Raw genomic sequence first — 23,722 nt, 5'->3', positions numbered from 1 at the left:
GCTGAGTATATCGAATGAGCCCGTTTCACACCCCTTCCTCTATGCCCCACAACGCCCTAGCGCCACGCCCTGCCTTGAATAAGGTCTTTGCCCCAGCTTTTGCCACTTTGGCAACTCTGGTACTTTTGTCGGGCTGCAGCACCCCTGCCCAGCAGCGGGCTGACGCTGAAATTGCGGCATTAAATGCCCAGGAAGTGAAGTCCGGCCAATCCACGCCACAGCCTTACCTTGGTGGATACAGTCCAACTGATCCCCCTAGACTTTCTGCTGACATGGGGTATGACCCATTAAATCCAGAACTATCTGAAACGGTTGGAGTGCCTTTTTTATCCTTCTTGATTATTGAGCCGGATCCTATTACCAAGAATGCAGTCCCATCAGATGTTGAAAAACTTATCAAGGCACGCAAGTACCAAGATGCAGTTACTCAAATTAATGCTGATCTGAAAAAGACTCCGCGAAATGTGCAATTACGTTTCGTAAAAGCGCGTTTGCAAATTGAGATGCGCCAATTTGATCAAGCCAAAAAAACTTTAGTTGAAATTACACAGCAGTTTCCAGAGTTGCCAGAGCCCTATAACAATCTAGCGGCAATTGCTGCCAACCAAGGACAGTGGATTGAGGCGCGAGACTATCTTGAACTTGCCCTCAAATTACGACCTAGCTATGCCATTGCCTCAGCCAATTTAGGCGAGATCTACATCCGCCTTGGCGCTCAGGCATATGAAGATGCTGCTAAGAACGCTCTACTCAATCAACGTCAGTACTCCAATCGCGCTAAAGCACTCTTGGATGTGTTGAAGCCTCCAGCGAAGCGTCCAATCAATCGCGCAGTGAATCCATCCTTAAGTACAACGGATTCATTACCAAGCAATAACCCATCCACTAACCTTCCAGAAAGTCGATCTAATAATGGCGAAAGTTCTCCTAAAAACTAATAAGGGTGATATCACCCTCTCACTCGATGCAGTTAAGGCACCTAAAAGCGTTGCCAACTTTTTGCAATACGTTAAAAGTGGTCACTACGATGGAACCATCTTTCATCGCGTGATTGATAACTTCATGATTCAGGGTGGCGGCATGTCTGCTGGCATGAAACAGAAGCCAACTGGTGCAGAAATTGAAAACGAAGCCAATAATGGCCTCAAGAATGATCGCTATACGGTAGCAATGGCACGCACTAGCGAACCACATTCAGCAACTGCACAGTTTTTCATTAACGTAAATGACAACGACTTCTTAAACCATACCGCTCCTAATGCTCAGGGCTGGGGTTATGCTGTATTTGGCAAAGTCACTGATGGCATGGATGTTGTTGACACTATTCGCAAGGTAAAGACTGGGAGCTCTGGTTTTCATCAGGACGTTCCTGCAGAAGATGTTGTGATTGAGAAAGCCACTGTTCTCGAGGAATGATTCCGCATCACGCGAGCGCACTGCTCATATCAGACCTGCACCTCACGCCGTCAATGCCCTTGACGGCGCAACGCTTTTTTGACTTCTGTGAAAAAGAGGCTCCAAAAGTAGAGGCTGTATTTATTCTGGGTGACTTATTTGAATATTGGGTGGGTGATGACGCTGCGGCACACCCCCCTTTTCAGCAGGAAGTACAGCGTGCGATCGCTAATCTATCCGCCAAAGTAAAAACGTATTACCTGCACGGTAATCGAGATTTTTTAATTGGTCATCACTTTATTAAAAAAACTGGCATGACACTCTTGGCTGATCCAACTACCGTTGAGATCGCTTCGAAGAAGTGGGTATTGGCCCATGGTGATGCTTTATGCACAGCAGATGTTGGTTATCAAATCTTTAGAGGCTGGGTCAGAAAGTCTTGGATACAAAAGATTTTCTTAAGCCTTCCACTCAATTGGCGCAAGGGCATTGCTCAGCACCTTCGCAGCAATAGTCACACCCAATACCAACAGACGCAAGCATCAAGCGCGCATCGACTCAAAATGGATGTCACGAAACAAGCTTGTGCTGCGATACTAAGAGAGCACTCAGGGGATTTATTGATTCATGGGCATACCCATATGCCAGCACACCATGAAGAGTCGATGGATGGCCAGCAGTGGCAGCGTTGGGTCTTATCTGACTGGGATCTTGATCATCCAGAGAGCGGTCGCCCAAGAGCAAGCGCCCTACTCATTGATGATGCCGGCACTCGCTATATCGACCTGATTAAAAACTAAACAGGTCGATTACTTAATTCGTTTTTTTAATTAAGAAGCAGAGTATTTAGAAAGCGTTTGTACCATTTGTGCAAAGATGCGCGGATTTGCTGCCATCACTTCACCGCTTTGTAAGAAGCCTTCTTCACCGCGATAGTTACCAATCAAACCACCTGCTTCAGTAATCAGCAAAGCGCCTGCAGCCATATCCCAAGGTTTGAGATCGCTCTCAAAGAAACCATCGTAACGGCCAGCTGCTACGTAAGCCAAGTCTAAAGATGCGGCACCCGGACGACGCAGGCCAGCACATTGACGTGACATATCGCCAAAGATTTTTAAATACTTTTCTAAGTCCTGATCTTCACGATAAGGAAAGCCCGTTCCCAGTAAAGAATTAGCCAAACGATCTTGTGTGGCAACACGCAAACGCCGACGATCTAAATAGGCACCAGCTCCACGTGTCGCTGTAAACAACTCATCGCGTGTTGGGTCATACACAACAGCTTGTTGAGTTACACCATTAACTGCTAGCGCAATCGAAACTGCGTACTGAGGAAATCCGTGAATGAAATTAGTAGTGCCATCTAGCGGATCAATGATCCACACATTTTCTGCATCGGCATTACGCTCGCCAGTTTCTTCAGCCAAAAAACCATGGGTTGGATAGGCTTCACTGAGCGTTTCAATGATGGCCGCTTCTGCGGCTTTGTCCACCTCGGTTACGAAATCGTTGTGTTGCTTGCGGTCAACCTGCAAGCGCTCCAAATTCAAGGAAGCACGATTAATGACTGTTCCAGCGCGACGGGCGGCCTTCACGGCCACATTTAACATGGGATGCATAGTATTGATGGACAAATTAAATAAGAACAAGCTCCTTGTAATGCCTACAACTAGGGTAAATTGCATGACAATACGAAGCTAACAGATTGATTCTAAACGATTAGCGTTCATTGCCCCCTATTAACCAGCCTAAAGCGCCTTGATGAATATCGAAACATCCGCATTACTCCGCTGGGTTTTAGTCGAAACCAGTCACCCAGGAAACGTGGGGTCAGCTGCTCGCGCCCTCAAAACCATGGGTTTTAGCGATCTCAGATTGATTAATCCAAAGATCAAGGGGGTTGCTTCCCATCCTGAAGCCATAGCCCTAGCTAGCGGTGCTGCAGACGTTCTAGAGGACTCCATAGAGAGCGAATCCTTGGCCGCCTCCGTCGAGGGTTGCTCGCTAGTTTTGGGCCTCACTAGCCGTGACCGAGAGTTTGGTCCCCCTGCTATCGATTGGGAAGTCGCTAAGTCCCTAATTGGGGGTTCAGTGCAGAGCGGTGGAAAGGTAGCCCTTCTCTTTGGTCCAGAAAGAACCGGGTTAGATAACGAGCATTTGGCTTTATGCACCCATAGGGTCTGGCTGGATGCCAATCCCGATTACCCCTCGCTCAATCTTGCCCAGGCGCTGATGGTCTGCGCCTATGCCCTCAGAGAAACACTTACCCAGCATGACGGTAAGCGAAATGCCTTAGCTAACCGCGAAGAAATGGCTGATTTTGCCGATCCTGCAGCAGTTGCCGCCATGCTGGAGCATTGGCGCGAGGGACTTGAGGCCATCGGCTACTTAGACCCCGCAAACCCTAAAAAGCTAATGCCGCGTATTCAAGCTTTATTTGCCCGAAGTCGTCTGCATAAGGAAGAAATCGATCTGTTACGAGGGATTGCAAAACAGATGCTCCTGAGAAAATAAGCACATCCCGTTAAAATCAATTTATGTCAAATTCCTTCTTCGACCAAGTCGACTCCATCATTGCCAGAGACCCAGCAGCTCGTAACCGCCTCGAGGTCATTACTTGCTATCAAGGCCTGCATGCAGTTTGGTTACATCGCGTCTCCCATTTTTTGTGGAATCTTGGCCTGAAATGGATTGCACGCGTACTCTCGATGTTTTCGCGCTTTTTGACTGGTATCGAAATTCATCCGGGTGCCAAGATTGGTCGCAGAGTTTTCTTGGACCACGGCCTAGGCATTGTGATTGGAGAGACCACTGAAATTGGTGATGATTGCACCATTTATCAGGGAGTCACTTTAGGTGGCACATCGCTTTATAAAGGCGTGAAACGTCATCCTACTCTGGGCAAAGGTGTCGTAGTGAGTGCTGGTGCAAAAGTTCTCGGTGGATTCACTGTGGGTGATGGTGCACGCGTTGGTTCTAATGCTGTGGTACTCAAAGAAATTCCAGCGGGTGCTACTGCGGTTGGTATTCCTGCACGTATATTGCATCCCGATTTACCGCAAAGCGCCGATAGCAAAACGAAAGAATACTTTTCTGCTTATGGCATCACACCCAATATTGATGACCCTGTATCCATGGCGCTAAAAGGTTTGATTGATGCAACGATTGAGCAAGAAGCCAAAATTGCAGCGCTAGAAAAGGCCCTTGCAAAACTCAACAACAGCCCAGATGGCGCAGATGCTAGCTCAAGCGATACCAAGCGTGATCTAGACGCTATTAAAGAATGGTTGAAAGAGTAATTCCTAGTTAAGGAAGTAGCAAAGAAAAAAGGGATAGCTTGCTATCCCTTTTATTTTATCTATAGACTTTTAAATTAATGCAGTGTGCGTGGCCCTGCATCGTTGCCACCTAATGCACCACCTGGAAACTCTTCATCATCGTCGCCATCATCATCATTGGGCATGCCAAATGAAAAACTCTCTCCGCCTTCGGGATGACAATTTTCAATCTCATCATCAGTAGCAGCGCGGACATCTTCAACCTGCACCCAAAAACGCAAAGCCATACCGGCTAATGGATGATTGCCATCTAAAACTACCTGGTTGTCAGCAACATCGGTCACCGTATAAATGAGCGGCTCATCGTCCGTATCATCTATAGCTACATCTTCTTCAGCATCAGGGACGCCCTCAAACTGCATACCCACTTCCAATGGCTCCGGAAAGCGTGCACGGGGTTCAATCTTCAAAAGCTCTGGATCATATTCACCAAAAGCTTCGTTAGGCTCCAACTGGATCGTAGCCTCATAACCAACATCTTGACCATCGAGCAAAGTTTCAATTTTCGGAAAAGTACCCTCATACCCACCGTGCAGGTATACCATCGGAGAATCTGGCTCTTCGATGACATTGTTTTGTGCGTCTGTTAGCTTATAGCGAAGGGATACGATAGTATTTTTTTCAATCTTCATGCGGAATTTGTCGAACATTCGGTTTTAATCAGTTTCTAAAAGCATCTATATCTTTATGACCTCATTTTACTTGAGCAAACCCTATCAACCACCCCAAGCCCCAGCAAAGCTCCCCCTAGGCAAGCCCTGGGCCCTATTTGGGGGGATTAGCCCAGATCAATTCATGACGCAGTATTGGCATAAAAAGCCCCTGCTGATCCGTGGGGCGATTCCTGCGTTTGACCTATCTGCCCAACAGGGCGAGCCACTAGATAGCCCTATACCGGCAAAAGAACTGCTGCAATTTGCATTAAATGAAGAGGTCGAGTCACGCTTAGTGAAGGCCAAACCTTGGACTTTTGATCATGGGCCATTTTCCAAGCAAGCAATACCCTCTATAGATAAGCCTGACTGGACTTTGTTATTTCAAGGCATGGAGGCGCACCACCCTGCTGCCGCAAAAATACTGTCTTGGTTTCGCTTCATCCCGGATGCTCGTCTTGATGATTTGATGATTAGTATTGCTGGTGTTGGGGGTGGTGTTGGCCCGCACTTTGATTCTTATGACGTCTTTCTCATTCAAATGTCCGGCAGAAGGCAGTGGCGCATTTCAGAACAGAAAGACCTCAGCCTAAATCCCAAGTTACCACTGAAGATCTTGCAGCGCTTTAAACCCGAGCAAGAATGGATACTAGAACCTGGCGACATGCTGTATCTGCCGCCACACATTGCGCATGATGGCATCTCTTTAGATCCAGGCTGCCAGACTTGGTCAGTTGGATTTCGCTCTCCCAGCTTTAAAGAATTATTGCAAGAGGGCCTTTGGCGACTAGCTGAATCTCTCGAGGATATTCCAGACCTGGAGAAGAAATTTGCAGATCCAAAACAAAAGGCAACTCACAGCGCCGAACAATTACCCGAGGAGTTGATTCAACAGCTGCGCTCCAAACTGAAAGAATTAAAACTCGATCAAATTAATGGCTTCTTGCCTGGTATTACCAGCTACTTGTCAGAACCTAAGCAACAAGCAATCTTTGAGTCTCCAAATAAGCCGCTGAACCCAAAGCAATTTCAGAAGGCGCTTGTATCCAGGAAGCTCATCCCTCAACCACAAACCCGTATTTTGACCCTCAATCAGCAGGTGTATTGCAATGGGGAAGAGATGACTAAAGCACAGAGTCCCGAGATTACGCGAGCTTGGCAGACCCTATCGGCATCAAAATTACTTGCCAAGGCCAAAATCAACAGTCTTGATAAATCAAGCCTTTATGAGGCTTATTTAGCTGGATGGCTTACTTTTGAGGGCTGATTTCAGAGATGGATATAATAAATACTGGAAACTACCTAGGGATTATCCCTTGGTTTATCCAGAGAACAATTACCGGTAATTGTTGTTAATTTTTTAAAGGAATTTACAAATGAAGAAGTCACTCGTATTCGCTGCTATGTTAGCAATCGCCTTGGCCGCTTGCGGTAAAAAAGAAGAAGTAAAGCCTGTTGAAGCTGCTCCTGCTGCTGCTCCAGCTGCTCCTGCTGCTGACGCTCCTGCTGCTGCTCCAGCTCCAGCTGCTCCTGCTGCTGACGCTAAGAAGTAATCTTCTTCATGAAGAAAAAAAGCCGCTGAAAAGCGGCTTTTTTATTTGCTGCAAAAACAAATTACTTGGTGAGCTGCTCCGTTAACAAGGTTAACAACTGGAATCCAGCAGGCGTATTTTCTGGCTTACCATCGGCATTTTGCACATATACATTTGCAGAATTCTCGCCAGTGCCTTTTACAACAACCTGGTATTTTTTAGCCTTCAAGCTTGAGTCATCTTTGCTGCCAAACAAGTTTGAGAAGAAGCCTTTGGTATCACCCAAGTCTTTAGGATTGACGTAGCGAACGTAGTAAACCCCAGCGGTACGATTACGATCCTCCACGGTAAAGTTTGAACGATCAAGAGCCAATCCAACGTCACGCCAAGAGCGATCAAAGCTTACGCCGAGCTCAATATGAGCCTGATTGGTACCATCCTGCACAAACTTCGCTTTCGGTGTTTTGGGGCCGAGAGGCGCTGCAACCATTGCTTTCGCTTGCTCTTGAGTCATGCCCAAACGCTCCATTAAGCGCGCCAGGAAGGCCGCCTCTAGCTCAGGATCGTTGGGACGTGATGTCCAAATTGTAGATAAACAAGCGCCCGTTGTATCGGTAGTACATTTTTCGATTGCGCCACGCTGAGTAATGTAAATCTCTGTCTCACCAGGCTTAGAAACCTCGAGGCGTGTTTTGTACTTATCACGTTCGCCAGTATCGTAAATAGAATCCAAGGCACCACCAATGGTTGAACGAATCCAATCTTGCGCAATTTTTGCGCGATTCTCAGCCCAGTCAGTTTCCATAATGCCAGTTGATGGTGAGTCAACGACTAGCAAGAAACCATTTTCCTGCCAAAAATCTTTTACCTGTGGGTAAAGCTCAGGCGCTGGCTTTTCTACAACTAGCCAACGACGCTCACCATCACGTGCAATCCGCATACCAGGAATACCTGTCATGACATTGCTGCGCAGCTGTGAAGATTTCTTAACGGCTGCATTGTATTCAGACATGGTGGCTGTGCCATCTTGAACAATGTAACGGCGATCTGCTTGAGCGGTAATTAAATCCGGAGGGTATGACAGATTGGGGCCACGAACGGCGCCAGCACTCTTATAGTCAACTGTATCGCTGCTGGTCACTGACTTGCATGAACTTAATAGTGCAATGCTACAAGTGACTAAAGCAATAATCGATAGATATCGACGGATGGATTGAAGCAAATTCATCATAATAAGTTGGCCTGTTTTAAAGCTGCCTTTAATGGCTCACGAAGGGAATTGCTTAAAGGGGTTAATGGCAAACGAATGCCAGCGGTAATCTTACCCATCTCATGCAAAGCCCACTTCACTGGGATTGGGTTTGCTTCTGTAAACATTGCCTTGTGAACCGCAATCAATTGATATTGAATTTCACGTGTTCGCTTCACATCATCAGACATAGCAGCAACGCACAGCTCATGCATTAAGCGTGGTGCAATGTTGGCTGTAACAGAAATATTGCCCTTGCCACCCATCAACATCAACATAGCAGCTGTTAAATCATCCCCAGAGAAAACTGAAAAGTCTTGATGACCAGCGCGCTTAAGATCATTAATCAACAAAGTACCGCGCTCCAAGCTACCTGTAGCCTCTTTAATACCAGTAATGCCTGGTACACCAGCTAAACGAACTACGGTATCGCCAGCCAAATCGGCAACTGTTCTTCCGGGTACGTTATACAAAATTACCGGCAAATCTACTGACTCAGCAATCTTTTTAAAGTGGGCATACATACCCTCTTGTGTAGGCTTGTTGTAATACGGTACTACTTGCAAGCTAGCATCAGCGCCGACTTGCTTAGCGTATTTAGTTAACTCAATCGCTTCAATAGTGGAATTGCCACCAGTACCTGCAATCACAGGAATGCGTCCAGCAATCTGCTCTACCGTTACACGAATGAGTTCGCAATGCTCTTCGACAGAAACCGTGGGGGATTCGCCGCTGGTGCCAACAATTACAATTCCGTCAGTACCCTCAGCTACATGCCAATCCAATAAAGAACGCAAGCTGGCGTAATCCAGACTGCCGTCTTCAAACATCGGAGTAACGATAGCTGGCATGCTGCCAGCAATGGGCTTTTTACTACCTTTGGAATGCGCTGTATTTGTCACCGAATATGCACCGATTTTTAGCTGTATTAACCCTGAAATTGTAACGGAATGCGCTGTTTTAGCTCACCTTTTACAGCGCATAGGCGCTGAACCATAGCTGGTTTGGGCTGGTCAACATAAATGTCCTCATAGGCCACTACTTTAAGCCCGTGGGAAGCGGAAAATGCCAGCAATTCCCCTGGATTTAGCAGGAAATTCGGGTTCGATGGCTTACCAAATTCCCCATTCCCCAGGGCGAAGGTTTCGTAGATTAAGATGCCCCCTTCTTGCAGCATTTTGGGCAGCTGGTCTAAATGCGGTCGATAAAGGTAATTGGTGACCACAATGGCACTGAAGTCACATTGATCGAGAGGCCATTCTGCCTGCTCAAGATCACAATGCTCAGGGGTGATGAGAGGGTTATTCAAAGCCTGAACGGCTGAAATATCTTGGTCCACGGCTAACACCTGATGACCAGCATTTGCCAACCACTCAGAGTGACGCCCAGATCCACACGCTAAATCCAAAACAACCCCATCCTTTGGAATGAGCGGTGAAAACCGCTTGACCCATGGTGAGGCATTGGAAATTACATCATGCGCATTAGGCAACATGAATTCTCAATCGTAAGCCAGGCCCATTGCTTCACGAACCTCACGCATAGTTTCTTGCGCAACCTTGCGTGCCTTATCGCAACCATCAGCAATGATGGAGCGTAGCAAGCTAGGATCATCCAAGTACTTCTGAGCACGCTCAAACATAGGCTGCTGCTCTGCCAAAATAGAATCAATTACGGGCTGCTTGCATTCAAGACATCCAATGCCTGCTGACTTACATCCCTTATCTACCCATTGCTTTGTCTCTTCACTGGAGTAAACAGTGTGAAGCTGCCAAACCGGACAACGAGCTGGATCACCCACATCAGTTCTTCGTACACGCGCAGGGTCTGTAGGCATCGTGCGAATCTTCTTAATCACATCCTCTGGATTTTCGCGAATACTAATAGTGTTGCCGTATGACTTGGACATTTTTTGCCCATCGATACCAGGCATACGTGATGCTGTTGTCAGCAATGCTTGTGGTTCAGGCAGAATGATTTTGCGAGCACCTTCCAAGAAGCCAAAGAGTCTCTCGCGGTCAGCCATCGACAAACTCTGTGCATCATGTAGCAATGCCTTAGCCTGCTCTAGCGCCTCATCATCGCCTCGCTCCTGAAAAGCAACTCGCAATTCAGCGTACATCTTGGCGCGCTTGCTGCCTAATTTTTTAACTGCTTCTAATGCTTTTTCTTCAAAGCCAGGCTCACGTCCATATAAATAATTAAAGCGACGCGCTACTTCGCGAGTCATCTCAACGTGAGGCACCTGATCTTCGCCCACAGGCACAAACTGGGCGCGATAAATCAAAATATCAGCAGCCTGTAATAACGGGTAGCCCAAGAAGCCATAGGTTTGGAGATCTTTTTCCTTGAGCTTTTCAATCTGATCCTTATACGTAGGCACACGCTCTAACCAACCTAATGGCGTTCCCATAGAAAGCAATAAAAAGAGTTCGGCATGCTCAGGCACTTTGCTTTGGATAAACAAAGTAGCTTGGTTAGGATCTACGCCAGTTGCCAACCAATCAATCACCATGTCCCATACAGATTGCTCAATCACATCCGGGGTTTCATAGTGGGTAGTTAATGCATGCCAATCCGCTACGAAAAAGAAACAAGGGTATTCGGACTGCAAGCGCACCCAGTTCTTTAAAACACCGTGGTAATGACCTAGGTGCAAATTACCGGTTGGGCGCATGCCAGAGAGAACGCGTTCAGCAAACATCTGTTTTCTTTTTCTAAGTGGTTAAGGAATAATGAATTAAGGAATTAAGTGGTCAGCGATCAATGAAAGGCAGACCATACTGGAGTCAGATGATCTGGCAAATGCGGCAAATTACCCAAGTCAATATGACTTTCGCTCGGATCATGGAAGTCTGATCCACGGGAAGCTAAAAAGCCGTACTGCTGTGCAATCTTTGCGAAGGTTTTATATTGATCTGGACTGTGGCTGCCAGTAATAACCTCAATCGCCAGGCCACCTAGGTCTTTAAAGTGCTTATAGAGTTCATCCATCTGCATGGCATTGAGTCTGCTGTAGCGACCAGGATGAGCAATCACTGCGACGCCCCCTGCGGACTTAATCCAATTAACAGCATTGTCTAGGCTAGCCCACTGATGAGGAACGTATCCTGGCTTGCCTTCAATTAAATAATTTTTAAATACATGCTCCGTATTCCGGCACACGCCCTGCTCTACCAAAAAACGAGCAAAGTGAGTTCTAGAGATCAATTCATGATTACCAGCAAAATGGAGTGCGCCTTCATAAGCACCAGGAATTCCCACTTTCAACAATTGCTCAGCCATCAGCTGCGCACGATTCGCACGACCATCACGTGTCTGACGCAAGCCTTCAATAATTCCAATGTGCTCCGCATCGATACCAAGCCCGACAATATGAATGGTCTCACCCATCCAAGTCACGGATATTTCAACACCGCCGAGATAATCAATATTGAGAGCGCTGGCTGCTTCTCGAGCGCGCTTCTGCCCACCCAATTCGTCATGGTCGGTTAGTGCCCACAAATGCACACCATTCGCTTTTGCGCGTTCCGCCAATTCTTCAGGCGTCAAAGTGCCATCAGAAATCACTGAATGGCAATGCAAGTCGGCATTAAGGGGTGAAAAGCTACTCATGACCCTATTTTAGGTCAAGCTGGTATCAATTACCCGGCGCGGCGCATCCAGGTAGTCACGAGACTGCATCTCGATCAAACGGGACACGGTTCTGGAGAATTCAGCGGTAATTTGACCCTCTGTATACAAATCCGGGGCTGGAACCTCTGCAGAGATAATCAGCTTAATCTTGTGGTCGTACAGGACGTCTATTAACCAAATAAAGCGGCGGGCCTCGTTGGTCATTCTTGGGGGCATATAAGGCACCCCGGACAAAATTACCGTATGAAACTGGTTAGCAATCTCTAGGTAATCGTTTTGCGAGCGCGGGCCGCAACATAGGGTTTTGAAATCAAACCAAACAACGCCATCAGCCATATGCAAGGGGCGTAATTCACGGGACTCAATATTCAAAACCGGATTGCGTGTCTCTTTTTGATTGCCAATCAACGTTTGAAACATTTGACCTAAGGTCGCTTCTGTTTCAGCATTGACGGGAGTCAGATATGCCTCAACTTGGGCCATCTGAACCCGACGGTAATCATTACCTGCGTCAACGTTGAGAACATCTAGCTTTTCTTCTAGCAACTTAATGGCAGGAAGCAATCGATCGCGATGCAAGCCATTTGGATATAACTGGTCAGGGCGATAGTTGGAAGTCATCACAAACTGAACGCGATCAGCAAAAAGAGCATCTAGTAAGCGATACAAAATCATTGCATCGGCGATGTCATTGATATGAAACTCGTCAAAACAAATCAAGCGATAGCGATTAGAAATACGCTTTGCTAGCTCATCTAAGGGATCGGATAAGCCTGATAACTCATGGAGTTCGCGATGCACTTCACGCATGAACTCATGAAAGTGAATACGGATCTTTTTTTCTAAGGGGGATGCTGCATAAAAACAGTCCATCAAGAAAGATTTGCCGCGACCTACTCCACCCCATAGATAAAGACCACGAGGAAGGTTTGGCTTAAAAATCTTTTTCTTCAGTTTATTGCTGCGGATTTCCTTGTAGGCAATCCATTCGTCTTCGCATTTTTGCAGACGCTCAACAGCACGAAGCTGCGCGGGATCACTTTGATACCCGCGCGCTTTTAACTCTTGTTGGTAAAACTCAATGGTTTTCAATTACATATTTAATGCACGTGAGTCTGTCGCTAACGCTGCTTCGCGCATCACTTCAGACAAACTAGGATGTGCATGACAGATACGAGCAATATCTTCTGCTGCTGCTTTAAATTCCATAGCTACCGCTGCTTCAGCAATGAGGTCAGAAGCATTGGCACCAATGATGTGAACACCAAGAATCTCATCGGTCTTAGCATCAGCCAATACTTTGATGAAACCATCGGCACGACCCATGCCTAATGCACGGCCGTTAGCAGCAAATGGGAACTGACCTGCTTTATAAGCAACACCAGCCTCTTTGAGTGCTTGTTCTGTTTTACCAACCCATGCAATCTCAGGATCAGTGTAGATAACCCAAGGAATGCAGTTGTAATCGATATGTGGTTTTTGACCAGCAATCACTTCAGCAACCAAGACACCTTCGTCTTCTGCTTTATGTGCCAACATTGGTCCACGTACTACGTCACCAACAGCGTACACGCCAGGTGCTGCAGTTGCGCAAGTGTGGTCATCAATAGGAATGAAGCCACGCTCATCCACTTTAAGACCGATCTTGTCTAAACCTAATTTATCGGTGTTTGGTACGCGACCAACAGAAACAATTAAGCGATCACATTCCAACTTAGCAGCTTTACCAGCGCTGTCAGTGTAATTAACCACTACACCCTTCTTGTCAGCTTTCACATCACCAATTTTTACGCCAGTGTTAATGCTCAAGCCTTGCTTAGCAAACAACTTTTGCGCTTCTTTAGCGATGCTGATATCACAGGCACCCAAGAAGGATGGCATTGCTTCAAGCACAGTCACTTCAGCACCGAGACGACGCCATACAGAACCCAACTCCAAGCCAATGACGCCTGCACCGATTACGCCCAATTTCTTAGGAGCAGAATCAAACTTCAAGGCACCTTCGTTATCGCAGATCAATACGTTGTCTACAGTGATGCCTGGAAGATGACGTGCTTTAGAACCAGTTGCAATGATGACATTCTTGCCTGTAACTGTAGTTTTGTCTTTGCCATCAATTTTGATTTGATAGCCATCAGCGCCCTTACCTTCAAATGAAGCATGGCCTTTTAACAAAGTGATTTTGTTCTTGCGGAATAAGTACTGAATGCCGCCAGTCATCTTGGTAACGATGTCATCTTTGCGAGCGATCATCTTCTTAGAGTCGATGCTAACTGCACCCACTTTAATTCCATGATCGGCAGCATGATGATTGATCTTCTCGAATTCCTCAGAAGAGGCCAACAAGGCCTTAGAAGGAATACAACCAACGTTCAAGCATGTACCACCTAAACGTGGCTCACCCTTAGGATCATCATAAGAACTAGATTCAGCGCAGGCAACTTTGAAACCGAGTTGCGCTGCACGAATTGCGGCGATGTAGCCACCAGGGCCACCACCAATTACTACTACGTCAAAAGCTTGGCTCATGATCTTCCCTTCTTACAAGTCAAGGAGAAGACGTGAAGGATCTTCCAACGCATCCTTCATAGCAACTAAACCAAGCACAGCCTCACGGCCGTCAATGATGCGGTGATCGTATGACAAAGCAAGGTAGTTAATTGGGCGAACAACTACTTGACCGTTTTCAACAACAGCACGGTCTTTAGTAGCGTGGATACCCAAAATAGCGGATTGTGGTGGGTTGATGATCGGAGTAGAAAGCATGGAGCCGAATACGCCACCGTTAGAGATGGAGAATGTGCCGCCAGTCAATTCTTCAATAGACAACTTACCTTCACGAGCTTTAGTGCCGAACTCGGCAATCTTCTTCTCGATGTCAGCCAAATTCATTTGGTCAACATCACGCAGAATTGGAACTACCAAGCCACGCGGTGAGCTCACAGCGATACCGATATCAAAGTAACCGTGGTAAACGATGTCATTACCGTCAACAGAAGCATTGAGTAATGGGAATTTCTTCAAAGCGTGTGTTGCCGCTTTAACGAAGAAAGACATGAAGCCTAACTTCACGCCATGAGTCTTCTCAAACTGGTCTTTGTATTTGTTACGCAAAGCAATCACTGGGCCCATGTTGACTTCATTGAATGTAGTCAAGATGGCGTTGTTTGCTTGAGACTCGAGCAAACGCTCAGCAATACGAGCACGCAAACGGCTCATTGGAACGCGCTCTTCTGGACGATCGCCAGTTGGAATTGGTGCGCTTGGCAATGCAGCAGACTTAGCACCACCTGCAGAAGCATTTAATGCATCACCTTTAGTGATGCGACCATCGCGTCCAGAACCAGCAACTTGACCAGCATCGACACCCTTCTCAGCAAGAATTTTTGCAGCTGAAGGAGCTGCGGCTGCGCCAGCTTTAGCTGCAGGAGCAGCTGCTTTAGCAGGCGCTGGAGCTGCGGCAGGAGCAGCAGCTGGTGCAGGTGCGGCTGCAACAGGAGCTGCGGCTGCAACAGCAGTGCTGTCGATCTTCGCAATTAACTGCTCGGCAACAACAGTACCGCCGTCAGCAACAACGATTTCTGTCAAAACACCAGCAGATGGAGCTGGAACTTCGAGAACCACTTTATCTGTTTCGATTTCGATCAAGATCTCGTCTTGACCAACAGCGTCACCAACCTTCTTTTTCCATTGCAACAAAGTTGCTTCAGCAACTGACTCGGAGAGTTGTGGAACTTTAACTTCGAAAATAGCCATGATTAATCCTGTTTATATATGTGTATGTTGAGTTATGAAGACGATTATTTCGTGATCACGTAACCTTTGAGTTTGGCAAATGCCGCATTCAGTAAAGACTTCTGCTGTTCTTGGTGGAGATGGGCATAACCACAAGCTGGTGATGCTGATGCAGGACGGCCTGCATAGCCCAACTTCATACCATCAGACATGTTTTCCAAGATATTGTGTTGCACGAAGAACCAAGCACCCTGGTTTTGTGGCTCATCTTGACACCAAACCACGTCTTCCAACTTTGGATATTTCTTCATTTCAGCAGTCACTGCTTTGTGCGGGAATGGATACAACTGCTCCAAGCGAATAATGGCAACATCGCCAATCTTCTTCTCGGCACGTTGCTTAACCAAGTCGTAATAGACCTTGCCTGAACACATTACCAAACGAGTGACTTGTTTAGCGTCGAGAGACTCATCACGCTCACCAATAACAGTTTGGAAACCACCTTTTGTAAATTCAGATAAAGGTGATGCAGCTTCTTTATTACGCAGCAATGATTTTGGTGTCATCAAGATCAGCGGCTTGCGGAACTGACGAATCATCTGACGACGCAATACGTGGAAGATTTGCGCTGCGGTAGTCGGCTGAATAACCTGCATATTGGTATCAGCACATAACTGCATAAAGCGCTCAAGACGTGCAGAGGAATGCTCTGGGCCTTGACCTTCATAACCGTGCGGCAACATCATTACTAAACCATTGGCACGACCCCACTTCACTTCGCCAGAAGCGATGAACTGGTCAATAACAACCTGTGCGCCGTTAGCAAAGTCACCGAATTGAGCTTCCCAGATAGTGAGTGTGTTTGGTTCAGCTGCAGCGTAACCGTACTCGAATCCAAGAACTGCCTCTTCAGAAAGAATAGAGTCAATCACCACAAACGGTGCTTGATCCTTTGTGACATGCTGAAGTGCAATGTAAGTACCTGTATCCCACTTCTCACGGTTTTGCTCATGCAATACCGCATGACGGTGAGTAAAGGTGCCGCGTCCACTGTCCTCGCCAGACAAGCGTACTGGGTAGCCACTTGCAACTAAAGATGCGAAAGCCATATGCTCACCCATACCCCAGTCAATGTTTGCCTCGCCACGACCCATTGCTGCGCGGTCGTTATAAACCTTAGCAACTAATGGGTGTGCTTTGAAACCTTCTGGAATAGTAGAAATCTTCTCAGCCAAGCGCTTCCACTCAGTCAACGGAATCGCTGTATCGGCTTCATCGGTCCACTTCTTATTTAAGAATGGAGACCAATCCACAGCAAACTTACCTTTGAAGTTACTCAATACTGGATCAGATGTCTGCTTACCTTCATCCATTGCAGCGCGATACTCTTTAACCATCAGGTCACCAGTACCAGCAGGCAATACACCTTGCGCCTCTAATCTGTCGGCATAAACCTTACGCGTTCCAGGATGCGCAGCAATGATTTTGTACATCAAAGGCTGAGTCATTGCAGGCGTATCTTGCTCATTGTGACCAAGCTTACGGAAGCAAATGATGTCAATCGCAACATCCTTATGAAACTTCATGCGGAATTCGAGAGCTAACTTTGTAGCTAAAACTACCGCTTCAGGATCATCACCGTTCACGTGCAATACAGGGGCATCAACAATCTTCATGATGTCCGTGCAATACAAGCTGGAACGCAAGTCACGTGGATCAGAAGTTGTGAAACCAATTTGGTTGTTAATCACAATGTGAACTGTACCGCCGGTGGAGTAACCGCGAACCTCAGACATCGCCAAAGTCTCTTGCATTACGCCCTGACCCGCAATCGCAGCATCGCCATGAACTAAAACTGGCATTACTTGCTCACCCAACATGTCACCGCGACGCTCCATACGAGCACGTGCAGAACCTTCAACTACTGGGTTAACAATCTCCAAATGGGATGGGTTAAATGCCAATGACAAGTGAACCGGACCGCCAGGAGTAGAAATATCGCTTGAGAAGCCTTGGTGATACTTCACGTCACCCGCAGGTAATGTTTCAGGGCCTTTGTGCTCAAACTCTGCAAACAAGTCTTTAGGCATTTTGCCCAAGGTGTTTACCAATACGTTGAGACGACCACGGTGGGCCATACCAATAACGATCTCTTGAACGCCTTTATTGCCTGCATCACGAATCAACTCGTCCATACAAGCAATAAAGCTCTCGCCACCCTCTAAGGAGAAGCGCTTTTGACCAACATACTTAGCCTGGAGGTAACGCTCTAGACCTTCAGCAGCAGTTACGCGGTCCAAAATCTGACGCTTCTCTTCCACATTAAATTGTGGAGTTGAGCGAATGGACTCCAACTTCTCTTGCCACCACTTCTTAATCTTTTGATCGGCAATGAACATGAACTCGACACCTATCGTGCCGCAATATGTTTCGCGCAATGCTTGGAGCAAATCGCGCAAAGACATTTCGTTCTTGCCGAAGAATGTATTACTTGTATTGAAGACGATATCCATATCGCCATCAGTAAAGCCATAGAAAGCGGGATCTAACTCAGGAATATCCTGGCGCTCTGTCCGCTTTAATGGATCTAAGTTTGCCCAGCGATTGCCAACGTTACGATACGCGGCAATTAACTGCTGAACAGCAACGCGTTTGCGGCCCATCTCTGAGTCAGCCGAATCAGAAATCGTTCTGATAGGACCTTGCTTAGCGCGCTCAGCAAATGAAGCAACAATCGGTCCGTGCGCAATGTCAGTTCGAGATGAACCATCAACTGCTGGAACCTGTTTCACGTTATCGAAATAATCTCGCCAATGATCAGCTACGGAAGCTGGATCGTGCAAGTAGGATTCGTAGAGTTCCTCTACGTAGGGGGCGTTTCCGCCGAAGAGATAGGAGTTATCTCTTTGATCCTGCATCATGATGCTCACCTTTCATCGGGTTTCCCGATTAAAAACTGTGGTTAAAACCATCCGCTCTACGGCTATACCGCTTCACGAATTGATCTGTGCAAATACCGGTACTACGACAGTAATTTAACACGAATGACCATTGATACATAAAGGGCTTTCCCTGATTTAAGGGGTTTTGGGGGTATCTCCCTATTTAGAGCAATTAATAAGAACTTTCCTACCCCTCTTTAAAGGATTGCCGACAGATTCAAATGATTTTGATTTTTATTCTCTAAATCTTCAAACAATTAAATGAAATTAAGGGAAATATGAAATCAATTACCCCAGAAACGGAATATCTCAGCACCCGCCAAAGCGCCAAGGTTTTACAAGTTTCCTTGGGCACCGTTCAGAAAATGGTGGAATTGGGTGAATTAATTGCCTGGAAGACTCGGGGAGGACACCGCCGGATATTAGCCAGTTCGTTGGAGCAGCAGTTACAACGCAGAAAGAGAGCTATGCGCCAAAAGACAACCCAAAACTGCGTTGCTATGGGGATATTTAGAAGATCTGAAAATGGGCAAGAATTAATAGAGGCCATTGCCGATTGGCAGCTCAAAGTGGATATGGAAATGGCAGTAGATAGTCTAGAGGGTCTCATGAAAGCCGTATCCATAGCCCCTGATTTGATCTTTTTGGATGCCCTTATTCCCCCGGTAGAGCAAGTCCATTTAATCCATTATCTTAGTAAAAACAAGGATACACAGCGCATACCTATTCTAGTAGATGAAGGTTTTATTAAGCTACATCCTGGCGTAGTCACTCTTGCGGATGAGAATTCAGGCGGCAAACCCCCGTTAAGCGAAAGCATCAAAAAGGAACTCAAAAACGGCCTTATTGACCTCAATCCGCTCATTATTGGCTATCCAGCCACCAATCCAGAAGCAGAGGGAAGTTGGACCCATGGAAGCAGGCATGAATTATTAGAGCCACTATTTGTTGAGGCCCTTACTAGGAAGTGCGCATAACATTTAGCCAGATAGGAACGCCGAATCAAACAAAAAGGCCGCAATTTGCGGCCTTTTGTATTAAATCCCAACTAAAACAAGGATTTAGATTAAATAACTACTGCGATCTCTACCCTCAATCCACTTAGGCGCCTTGCCGCGACCAGTCCAAGTTTCACCTGTAGAAGGATTGCGATATTTAGGGGCAACCTTGCCGCCAGCACTCTTAACGCCCGCTTTACGGCTAAATAAGTCAGCAGCAGTTAGGTTGTATTGCTCAATAATGACCTTTGCCTTGGCGATACCATCTGCCTTTTCTAGGGCAATTGCTTCTTTAATCTGTTTATCCAACTGCTCGCGTTGGGCTAAAAGCTCTTTATAAGAAGGCATATTGTTTTCACTCTCCGAATAATAAGTAGATATATGCAGCGTAAATAAACTGCATTAGAGAGTGATTATATATAAATTAAACTGCCTGACAATATATATTATTGAGATTATTAACCTATATTTATTAGTGCTATATCAATTAAATTAAATAAAAGACATAATCCTTATAAATACTATGCTTAATTAAGGTGCACTCGATTTTCTAAGCATAAAGGTTCCGCTAGATTTAGCGGTTATCTCCCCCGCCTCATTCAAAACAATCGCCTCACAATAGTTAATGGTTTTGCCCGGCTTCAAAATGGTGCCTTCAACGGCGATTTTGCCCACGCTAGGCCGTAAAAAGCTGACGGTCATATCAATCGTCATTGCACCAAGAGGAACGTCAGTAGTGCTTCTAGCTGCTGCTCCCATCGCAAAATCGAGCAAGGTCATAATGACGCCGCCGTGGGCAATTCCAAAGCTATTTTCATATTCAGGTCTAATCTCCAGGCTGATCCGAGACTTGCCATCTTTTGCATATTCAGGAACTACGCCTAAGTGCGCTAAAAAAGGAATCTTGAGTCCAAAATACTCTGTGGTTTTATCAGTGCTTGTCATGAAATGAATTCTGAAAGTATGGGATGAAGTTGAATGGTCGGGGCGAGAGGATTTGAACCTCCGACCACATGCACCCCATGCATGTACGCTACCAGGCTGCGCTACGCCCCGACGAAAGACAAAATTGTATCAGTAACTATTTAGAGAGAATCTGCAGAACTGCTTGCAATTCTTCGCGCAGACGAAGGTCGCCGCGAGCTTCTTCCAGGCGATTGCGTGCGCCGCTAATCGTAAAACCCTCTTCATAGAGAAGTGAGCGGATTTTTCTGATCAGGACGACTTCGTGATGCTGATAGTAGCGACGGTTACCACGTCGTTTTTGCGGGCTTAACTGGGAAAACTCTTGCTCCCAGTAACGCAGGACATGCGAACGAACGCCACACAGATCTGCTACTTCACCAATGGTGAAATAGCGCTTGGCAGGTATTGGGGGAAGTTGAGAGCTCAGCAGTACTGAGCCAGCATCAAACTCGGTTTTCTCGAGCATGTGACTCCACTACATCTTTAAGCTTTTGACTGGCGTGAAAAGTTACTACGCGTCTAGCAGCAATCGGAATCATTTGACCTGTCTTTGGATTTCGGCCAGGACGAGCCGATTTATTGCGCAACTGGAAATTACCAAAACCAGAAATCTTTACTTCTACGCCCGTCTCAAGTGATTGGCCAATACGGTCAAAGAAAGCATCAATCATGTCTTTCGCTTCACGCTTGTTCAATCCAACCTGGTCAAAGAGAGCCTCTGAAAGCTCATTCTTAGTAACGGTATCGTTAGAAATCAATTCGGTCATTGCTAGTCTCTTTGGTAACTAATTATTTGATTTATATCTAATACTAAACCTAGCGCAAACGGGCTGCGCACTTTTTCTCAACGGCAGCCAATAAAGCAGCCATTACTGCATCAATTTGGGGATCTTGCAATGTTTCATTAGGGTTTAACAGGGTGACACGGAAAGCTAAACTCTTCTCATCGTCAGCCATGCTGCTCGAGCCCGCCTTTGGCTTGAACTCATCAAAGAGCTCAATATTGCGTACAAAATTCTGTTTGCTCGCAGCCATGACATCTAGCAAAGATTGCGCGGAAACACTTTGCTTCACTACCAATGCCAAATCTCGTTGCACGGCAGGAAATTTACTTAACTCTTCAGGTACAGGTAAACCGAGTTCACGAATAGGCTCTAAATCTAACTCAAACAACACTGGTGCTTGGGGGAGTTCGTACGCTTGTTGTAAGCCTGGGTGTAATTCACCAATCCAACCAATGGCAATATTGTTTTTGCCAGCCTTCAAAATCACCTGTGCTGAACGACCAGGATGTAATGCTGGATGCTGTGCGGCTTCTGTCACGAAATGCAGTGGATCTAAAACGCGCTCAAGATCACCCTTCACATCAAAGAAATCTACTGCACGCGTTGCATTGGACCACTGCTCGGGTACGAATGAACCATAAGCTAAGCCGCCGATTTTTTGCGGTTGATGAAAACCTGCCACTTTGCCGGCTTCTTCTTGCACATTAGGGTCGCGCTTAAATACGCGGCCAGTCTCAAACAGGCGAACACGCCCTGCTCCGCGGTTTAAATTGGCTTTAAGGTTACCTAGCAAGCCACCCCAAAGATTGCTACGCATCACGCCATATTGATTGGCGATCGGATTGAGCACCTTAATGAGATCTTGCTCTTTAGCGCCAGCAAGACGCTGTTCACTTTCAAGGTCCGTAAAACCAAAGTTCACAGCCTCTTGGTAACCTTGCAAAGCTAAGCGCTGACGCAGTAAATGAATACCACGCTTCGCTTCCGCTTTAGCACTCATCTTCAATGAGGCTATTGGTGGTTGATCGGGAATATTTTCGAAGCCGTACATGCGTGCGACTTCTTCAATTAAATCTTCTTCGATTTCGATATCAAAACGATAGCTTGGAGGTGTAATAACAAAAGCATCACCCTCTTGCTTGAATTCAAAACCGAGACGCTTAAATACATCAGCCACTACTTCACTTGTTAGCGGAATGCCGATGACTTTTTCAGCTCTAGACAAACGCATTTTGACCGGCTTACGCTCTGGAACATTGAGAACCTGATCATCCACTGGGCCTGCTTGACCACCGCAAACCTCAATGATTAAAGCACTCAAATATTCCAGGCAATTAACTGTATTTTGTGGATCTACGCCGCGTTCGAAACGGTGAGCCGCATCAGTGCTGAAGTTAAAACGTCGAGCACGGCCCTGAATAGCTGAGGGCAGCCAATAAGCTGCTTCAACATAGATATTCTTAGTGTCATCTGTTACTGCGCAGTGATTTCCCCCCATGATGCCTGCAAGTGCTACTGGACCGTTCTGATCAGCAACTACGCCTGCTTCTTGCATCTTGCCTGCAGAGTCCGGACCTTGCAAAGTCACTGTTTGACCGTTGAGAAGCTCCAGTGTTTCACCAGCTTTTGCCCAACGAACATTGATGTCGCCATTTAATTTATCGATATCAAATACGTGGGTTGGTTGCCCCATTTCTAACATCACATAGTTAGAAAGGTCGACCAAGGCAGAGATACTTCTTTGACCAGCATTACAAAGACGCTGAATCATCCAATCGGGTGTTTTAGCTTGCGGATTCACACCACGAATGACTCGACCAGCAAAGCGTCCGCAAAGCTCTTTATTTTCTACTGTGACTTTACGCTTATCTTCGATTGTTACTGCAGGCGGAGTCCACTTTGGCGCACAGAGTGCAGTGCCAGTGATTGCTGAGACTTCTCTTGCCATCCCCATTAATGAGAGGCAATCAGCTTTATTTGGTGTTAGCTTAATGACGTAGATTTGATCATCGAGATTGAGATATTCACGAATATCTTTTCCGACTGGTGCATCTTCAGGCAATTCTAAGATGCCTTCATGATCATCGCCCAATCCAAGTTCGCGACCAGAACACAACATGCCTTGGCTTTCTACGCCACGTAGTTTGCCGACTTTAATCAGGAAAGGCTTGCCGCCCACTTCTGCCGGAGGCAATTCAGCGCCAACCATTGCGCAAGGAATCTTGATGCCAGCGCGCGCATTAGGTGCGCCACAAACGATTTGTAACTCTTGACCAGTACCTGCATCCACTTTGCAAACACGCAAACGGTCTGCGTCAGGATGTTGCTCAGCAGACAAAATTTGTGCAATCACAATCTTAGTAAATGCTGGCGCTACTGAATGTTGCTCTTCAACTTCTAAACCCGCCATAGTCATTGCATGACCAAGCGCATCACTATCAAGCGATGGGTTTACATACTGACGGAGCCAAGATTCAGAAAATTGCATAGCGC

At 46.5% G+C, this 23,722-nt stretch carries 24 protein-coding genes and 1 tRNA gene; 8 read left to right on the top strand and 17 right to left on the bottom strand.

Annotated features, from left to right (window positions below):
* Positions 1-14: 14 nt before the first annotated feature.
* The 3 genes from ICN10_RS08840 to ICN10_RS08830 are packed head-to-tail and all read left to right on the top strand — an operon-like array spanning position 15 to position 2,195.
* Positions 15-938 carry a M48 family metallopeptidase gene (locus ICN10_RS08840; protein ID WP_216214708.1) on the top strand — a complete coding sequence of 308 codons (924 nt, stop codon included), beginning with the start codon at positions 15-17 and terminating at the stop codon, positions 936-938.
* Positions 913-1,416 (top strand): peptidylprolyl isomerase, encoded by a 504-nt coding sequence (locus ICN10_RS08835; protein ID WP_068321569.1) that lies wholly within the window; start codon positions 913-915, stop codon positions 1,414-1,416. The genes ICN10_RS08840 and ICN10_RS08835 overlap by 26 nt, the downstream gene beginning before the upstream one ends.
* A complete protein-coding gene (locus ICN10_RS08830; RefSeq protein ID WP_216214706.1) occupies positions 1,413-2,195 on the top strand; it encodes a UDP-2,3-diacylglucosamine diphosphatase in 783 nt (260 codons plus the stop codon). Before ICN10_RS08835 ends, ICN10_RS08830 begins: the two co-directional genes overlap by 4 nt.
* Positions 2,196-2,225: 30 nt before the next feature.
* Here ICN10_RS08830 and ICN10_RS08825 read toward each other — a convergent pair whose 3' ends face one another.
* Positions 2,226-3,014, bottom strand: coding sequence for an inositol monophosphatase family protein (locus ICN10_RS08825; protein WP_068321562.1), 789 nt, complete (start codon positions 3,012-3,014; stop codon positions 2,226-2,228).
* Between the two features lie 142 nt (positions 3,015-3,156).
* Here ICN10_RS08825 and ICN10_RS08820 point away from each other — a divergent pair, with 142 nt between their 5' ends.
* Together ICN10_RS08820 and cysE are read left to right on the top strand one after the other, a co-directional pair.
* Positions 3,157-3,909 carry an RNA methyltransferase gene (locus ICN10_RS08820; RefSeq protein ID WP_216214704.1) on the top strand — a complete coding sequence of 251 codons (753 nt, stop codon included), beginning with the start codon at positions 3,157-3,159 and terminating at the stop codon, positions 3,907-3,909.
* 23 nt (positions 3,910-3,932) lie between these two features.
* Positions 3,933-4,694 carry a serine O-acetyltransferase gene (gene cysE / locus ICN10_RS08815; RefSeq protein ID WP_216214703.1) on the top strand — a complete coding sequence of 254 codons (762 nt, stop codon included), beginning with the start codon at positions 3,933-3,935 and terminating at the stop codon, positions 4,692-4,694.
* A 74-nt stretch (positions 4,695-4,768) separates the two neighbouring features.
* Here cysE and ICN10_RS08810 read toward each other — a convergent pair whose 3' ends face one another.
* Positions 4,769-5,365, bottom strand: a complete 597-nt coding sequence (locus ICN10_RS08810; RefSeq protein ID WP_255536883.1) for a peptidylprolyl isomerase — start codon at positions 5,363-5,365, stop codon at positions 4,769-4,771.
* Positions 5,366-5,528: 163 nt separating this feature from the next.
* Between ICN10_RS08810 and ICN10_RS08805 the strand changes: the two genes are divergently transcribed.
* Both ICN10_RS08805 and ICN10_RS08800 read left to right on the top strand, forming a co-directional pair.
* Entirely contained in the window at positions 5,529-6,653 is a 1,125-nt protein-coding gene (locus ICN10_RS08805) for a cupin domain-containing protein (protein ID WP_255536840.1), read from the top strand.
* A 109-nt stretch (positions 6,654-6,762) separates the two neighbouring features.
* On the top strand, positions 6,763-6,939 hold the full coding sequence (locus tag ICN10_RS08800; protein WP_216214696.1) for a hypothetical protein: 177 nt from the start codon (positions 6,763-6,765) through the stop codon (positions 6,937-6,939).
* 61 nt (positions 6,940-7,000) lie between these two features.
* On the opposite strand, the gene bamC is transcribed toward ICN10_RS08800, so the two are convergent.
* The 9 genes from bamC to ICN10_RS08755 all read right to left on the bottom strand — a co-directional run bounded on the left by bamC (position 7,001) and on the right by ICN10_RS08755 (position 18,459).
* Positions 7,001-8,149: an outer membrane protein assembly factor BamC gene (gene bamC, locus ICN10_RS08795; protein ID WP_370626204.1), complete on the bottom strand. Its 1,149-nt coding sequence runs from the start codon at positions 8,147-8,149 to the stop codon at positions 7,001-7,003.
* The gene (gene dapA, locus ICN10_RS08790) at positions 8,146-9,018 is read right to left on the bottom strand and encodes a 4-hydroxy-tetrahydrodipicolinate synthase (RefSeq protein WP_216215283.1); all 873 of its coding nucleotides are present in this window, start codon (positions 9,016-9,018) and stop codon (positions 8,146-8,148) included. The genes bamC and dapA overlap by 4 nt, the downstream gene beginning before the upstream one ends.
* 77 nt (positions 9,019-9,095) lie before the next feature.
* Complete coding sequence (locus ICN10_RS08785; RefSeq protein WP_216214695.1) at positions 9,096-9,662, bottom strand: bifunctional 2-polyprenyl-6-hydroxyphenol methylase/3-demethylubiquinol 3-O-methyltransferase UbiG; 567 nt, start codon at positions 9,660-9,662, stop codon at positions 9,096-9,098.
* A gap of 6 nt (positions 9,663-9,668) precedes the next feature.
* Positions 9,669-10,871 (bottom strand): tryptophan--tRNA ligase, encoded by a 1,203-nt coding sequence (locus ICN10_RS08780; protein WP_216214693.1) that lies wholly within the window; start codon positions 10,869-10,871, stop codon positions 9,669-9,671.
* Between the two features lie 59 nt (positions 10,872-10,930).
* Positions 10,931-11,782 carry a 3',5'-nucleoside bisphosphate phosphatase gene (locus ICN10_RS08775; protein WP_216214691.1) on the bottom strand — a complete coding sequence of 284 codons (852 nt, stop codon included), beginning with the start codon at positions 11,780-11,782 and terminating at the stop codon, positions 10,931-10,933.
* 9 nt (positions 11,783-11,791) lie between these two features.
* Positions 11,792-12,895, bottom strand: coding sequence for a cell division protein ZapE (zapE, locus tag ICN10_RS08770; protein WP_216214689.1), 1,104 nt, complete (start codon positions 12,893-12,895; stop codon positions 11,792-11,794).
* Positions 12,896-14,332 (bottom strand): dihydrolipoyl dehydrogenase, encoded by a 1,437-nt coding sequence (gene lpdA, locus ICN10_RS08765; RefSeq protein WP_216214686.1) that lies wholly within the window; start codon positions 14,330-14,332, stop codon positions 12,896-12,898.
* 12 nt (positions 14,333-14,344) lie between these two features.
* Complete coding sequence (gene odhB / locus ICN10_RS08760; RefSeq protein WP_216214683.1) at positions 14,345-15,559, bottom strand: 2-oxoglutarate dehydrogenase complex dihydrolipoyllysine-residue succinyltransferase; 1,215 nt, start codon at positions 15,557-15,559, stop codon at positions 14,345-14,347.
* Between the two features lie 44 nt (positions 15,560-15,603).
* Positions 15,604-18,459 (bottom strand): 2-oxoglutarate dehydrogenase E1 component, encoded by a 2,856-nt coding sequence (locus ICN10_RS08755; protein ID WP_216214680.1) that lies wholly within the window; start codon positions 18,457-18,459, stop codon positions 15,604-15,606.
* A gap of 299 nt (positions 18,460-18,758) precedes the next feature.
* Here ICN10_RS08755 and ICN10_RS08750 point away from each other — a divergent pair, with 299 nt between their 5' ends.
* Entirely contained in the window at positions 18,759-19,457 is a 699-nt protein-coding gene (locus ICN10_RS08750) for an excisionase family DNA-binding protein (RefSeq protein ID WP_216214678.1), read from the top strand.
* Positions 19,458-19,541: 84 nt separating this feature from the next.
* Here the strand turns inward: ICN10_RS08750 and ICN10_RS08745 are convergent, their stop codons facing one another.
* From ICN10_RS08745 to pheT, 6 genes are all read right to left on the bottom strand, one after another.
* Positions 19,542-19,826 (bottom strand): H-NS family nucleoid-associated regulatory protein, encoded by a 285-nt coding sequence (locus ICN10_RS08745; RefSeq protein ID WP_216214676.1) that lies wholly within the window; start codon positions 19,824-19,826, stop codon positions 19,542-19,544.
* 183 nt (positions 19,827-20,009) lie between these two features.
* Positions 20,010-20,423: a PaaI family thioesterase gene (locus tag ICN10_RS08740; RefSeq protein ID WP_216214674.1), complete on the bottom strand. Its 414-nt coding sequence runs from the start codon at positions 20,421-20,423 to the stop codon at positions 20,010-20,012.
* A gap of 34 nt (positions 20,424-20,457) precedes the next feature.
* Positions 20,458-20,534 (bottom strand) — tRNA-Pro (locus ICN10_RS08735).
* Between the two features lie 25 nt (positions 20,535-20,559).
* Complete coding sequence (locus tag ICN10_RS08730; protein WP_216214672.1) at positions 20,560-20,910, bottom strand: MerR family transcriptional regulator; 351 nt, start codon at positions 20,908-20,910, stop codon at positions 20,560-20,562.
* Entirely contained in the window at positions 20,888-21,211 is a 324-nt protein-coding gene (locus ICN10_RS08725; protein ID WP_068321512.1) for an integration host factor subunit alpha, read from the bottom strand. Before ICN10_RS08725 ends, ICN10_RS08730 begins: the two co-directional genes overlap by 23 nt.
* Positions 21,212-21,260: 49 nt before the next feature.
* A complete protein-coding gene (gene pheT, locus ICN10_RS08720; RefSeq protein WP_216214670.1) occupies positions 21,261-23,717 on the bottom strand; it encodes a phenylalanine--tRNA ligase subunit beta in 2,457 nt (818 codons plus the stop codon).
* Positions 23,718-23,722: the final 5 nt, after the last annotated feature.

It is taken from the genome of Polynucleobacter sp. 86C-FISCH, from assembly GCF_018882415.1.
In the GTDB taxonomy this organism is placed as follows: domain Bacteria; phylum Pseudomonadota; class Gammaproteobacteria; order Burkholderiales; family Burkholderiaceae; genus Polynucleobacter.
This window is presented reverse-complemented; position numbering and strand designations above follow the sequence as displayed.

What these genes read in the sequence shown, in the direction of transcription:
- ICN10_RS08840 (WP_216214708.1), top strand. Translation starts at nt 15, where the DNA reads ATGAGCCCGTTTCACACCCCTTCCTCTATGCCCCACAACGCCCTAGCG.
- ICN10_RS08835 (WP_068321569.1), top strand. Translation starts at nt 913, where the DNA reads ATGGCGAAAGTTCTCCTAAAAACTAATAAGGGTGATATCACCCTCTCA.
- ICN10_RS08830 (WP_216214706.1), top strand. Translation starts at nt 1,413, where the DNA reads ATGATTCCGCATCACGCGAGCGCACTGCTCATATCAGACCTGCACCTC.
- ICN10_RS08825 (WP_068321562.1), bottom strand. Translation starts at nt 3,014, where the DNA reads ATGCATCCCATGTTAAATGTGGCCGTGAAGGCCGCCCGTCGCGCTGGA.
- ICN10_RS08820 (WP_216214704.1), top strand. Translation starts at nt 3,157, where the DNA reads ATGAATATCGAAACATCCGCATTACTCCGCTGGGTTTTAGTCGAAACC.
- cysE (WP_216214703.1), top strand. Translation starts at nt 3,933, where the DNA reads ATGTCAAATTCCTTCTTCGACCAAGTCGACTCCATCATTGCCAGAGAC.
- ICN10_RS08810 (WP_255536883.1), bottom strand. Translation starts at nt 5,365, where the DNA reads ATGAAGATTGAAAAAAATACTATCGTATCCCTTCGCTATAAGCTAACA.
- ICN10_RS08805 (WP_255536840.1), top strand. Translation starts at nt 5,529, where the DNA reads ATGACGCAGTATTGGCATAAAAAGCCCCTGCTGATCCGTGGGGCGATT.
- ICN10_RS08800 (WP_216214696.1), top strand. Translation starts at nt 6,763, where the DNA reads ATGAAGAAGTCACTCGTATTCGCTGCTATGTTAGCAATCGCCTTGGCC.
- bamC (WP_370626204.1), bottom strand. Translation starts at nt 8,149, where the DNA reads ATGATGAATTTGCTTCAATCCATCCGTCGATATCTATCGATTATTGCT.
- dapA (WP_216215283.1), bottom strand. Translation starts at nt 9,018, where the DNA reads ATGCCAGCTATCGTTACTCCGATGTTTGAAGACGGCAGTCTGGATTAC.
- ICN10_RS08785 (WP_216214695.1), bottom strand. Translation starts at nt 9,662, where the DNA reads ATGTTGCCTAATGCGCATGATGTAATTTCCAATGCCTCACCATGGGTC.
- ICN10_RS08780 (WP_216214693.1), bottom strand. Translation starts at nt 10,871, where the DNA reads ATGTTTGCTGAACGCGTTCTCTCTGGCATGCGCCCAACCGGTAATTTG.
- ICN10_RS08775 (WP_216214691.1), bottom strand. Translation starts at nt 11,782, where the DNA reads ATGAGTAGCTTTTCACCCCTTAATGCCGACTTGCATTGCCATTCAGTG.
- lpdA (WP_216214686.1), bottom strand. Translation starts at nt 14,332, where the DNA reads ATGAGCCAAGCTTTTGACGTAGTAGTAATTGGTGGTGGCCCTGGTGGC.
- odhB (WP_216214683.1), bottom strand. Translation starts at nt 15,559, where the DNA reads ATGGCTATTTTCGAAGTTAAAGTTCCACAACTCTCCGAGTCAGTTGCT.
- ICN10_RS08755 (WP_216214680.1), bottom strand. Translation starts at nt 18,459, where the DNA reads ATGATGCAGGATCAAAGAGATAACTCCTATCTCTTCGGCGGAAACGCC.
- ICN10_RS08750 (WP_216214678.1), top strand. Translation starts at nt 18,759, where the DNA reads ATGAAATCAATTACCCCAGAAACGGAATATCTCAGCACCCGCCAAAGC.
- ICN10_RS08745 (WP_216214676.1), bottom strand. Translation starts at nt 19,826, where the DNA reads ATGCCTTCTTATAAAGAGCTTTTAGCCCAACGCGAGCAGTTGGATAAA.
- ICN10_RS08740 (WP_216214674.1), bottom strand. Translation starts at nt 20,423, where the DNA reads ATGACAAGCACTGATAAAACCACAGAGTATTTTGGACTCAAGATTCCT.
- ICN10_RS08730 (WP_216214672.1), bottom strand. Translation starts at nt 20,910, where the DNA reads ATGCTCGAGAAAACCGAGTTTGATGCTGGCTCAGTACTGCTGAGCTCT.
- ICN10_RS08725 (WP_068321512.1), bottom strand. Translation starts at nt 21,211, where the DNA reads ATGACCGAATTGATTTCTAACGATACCGTTACTAAGAATGAGCTTTCA.
- pheT (WP_216214670.1), bottom strand. Translation starts at nt 23,717, where the DNA reads ATGCAATTTTCTGAATCTTGGCTCCGTCAGTATGTAAACCCATCGCTT.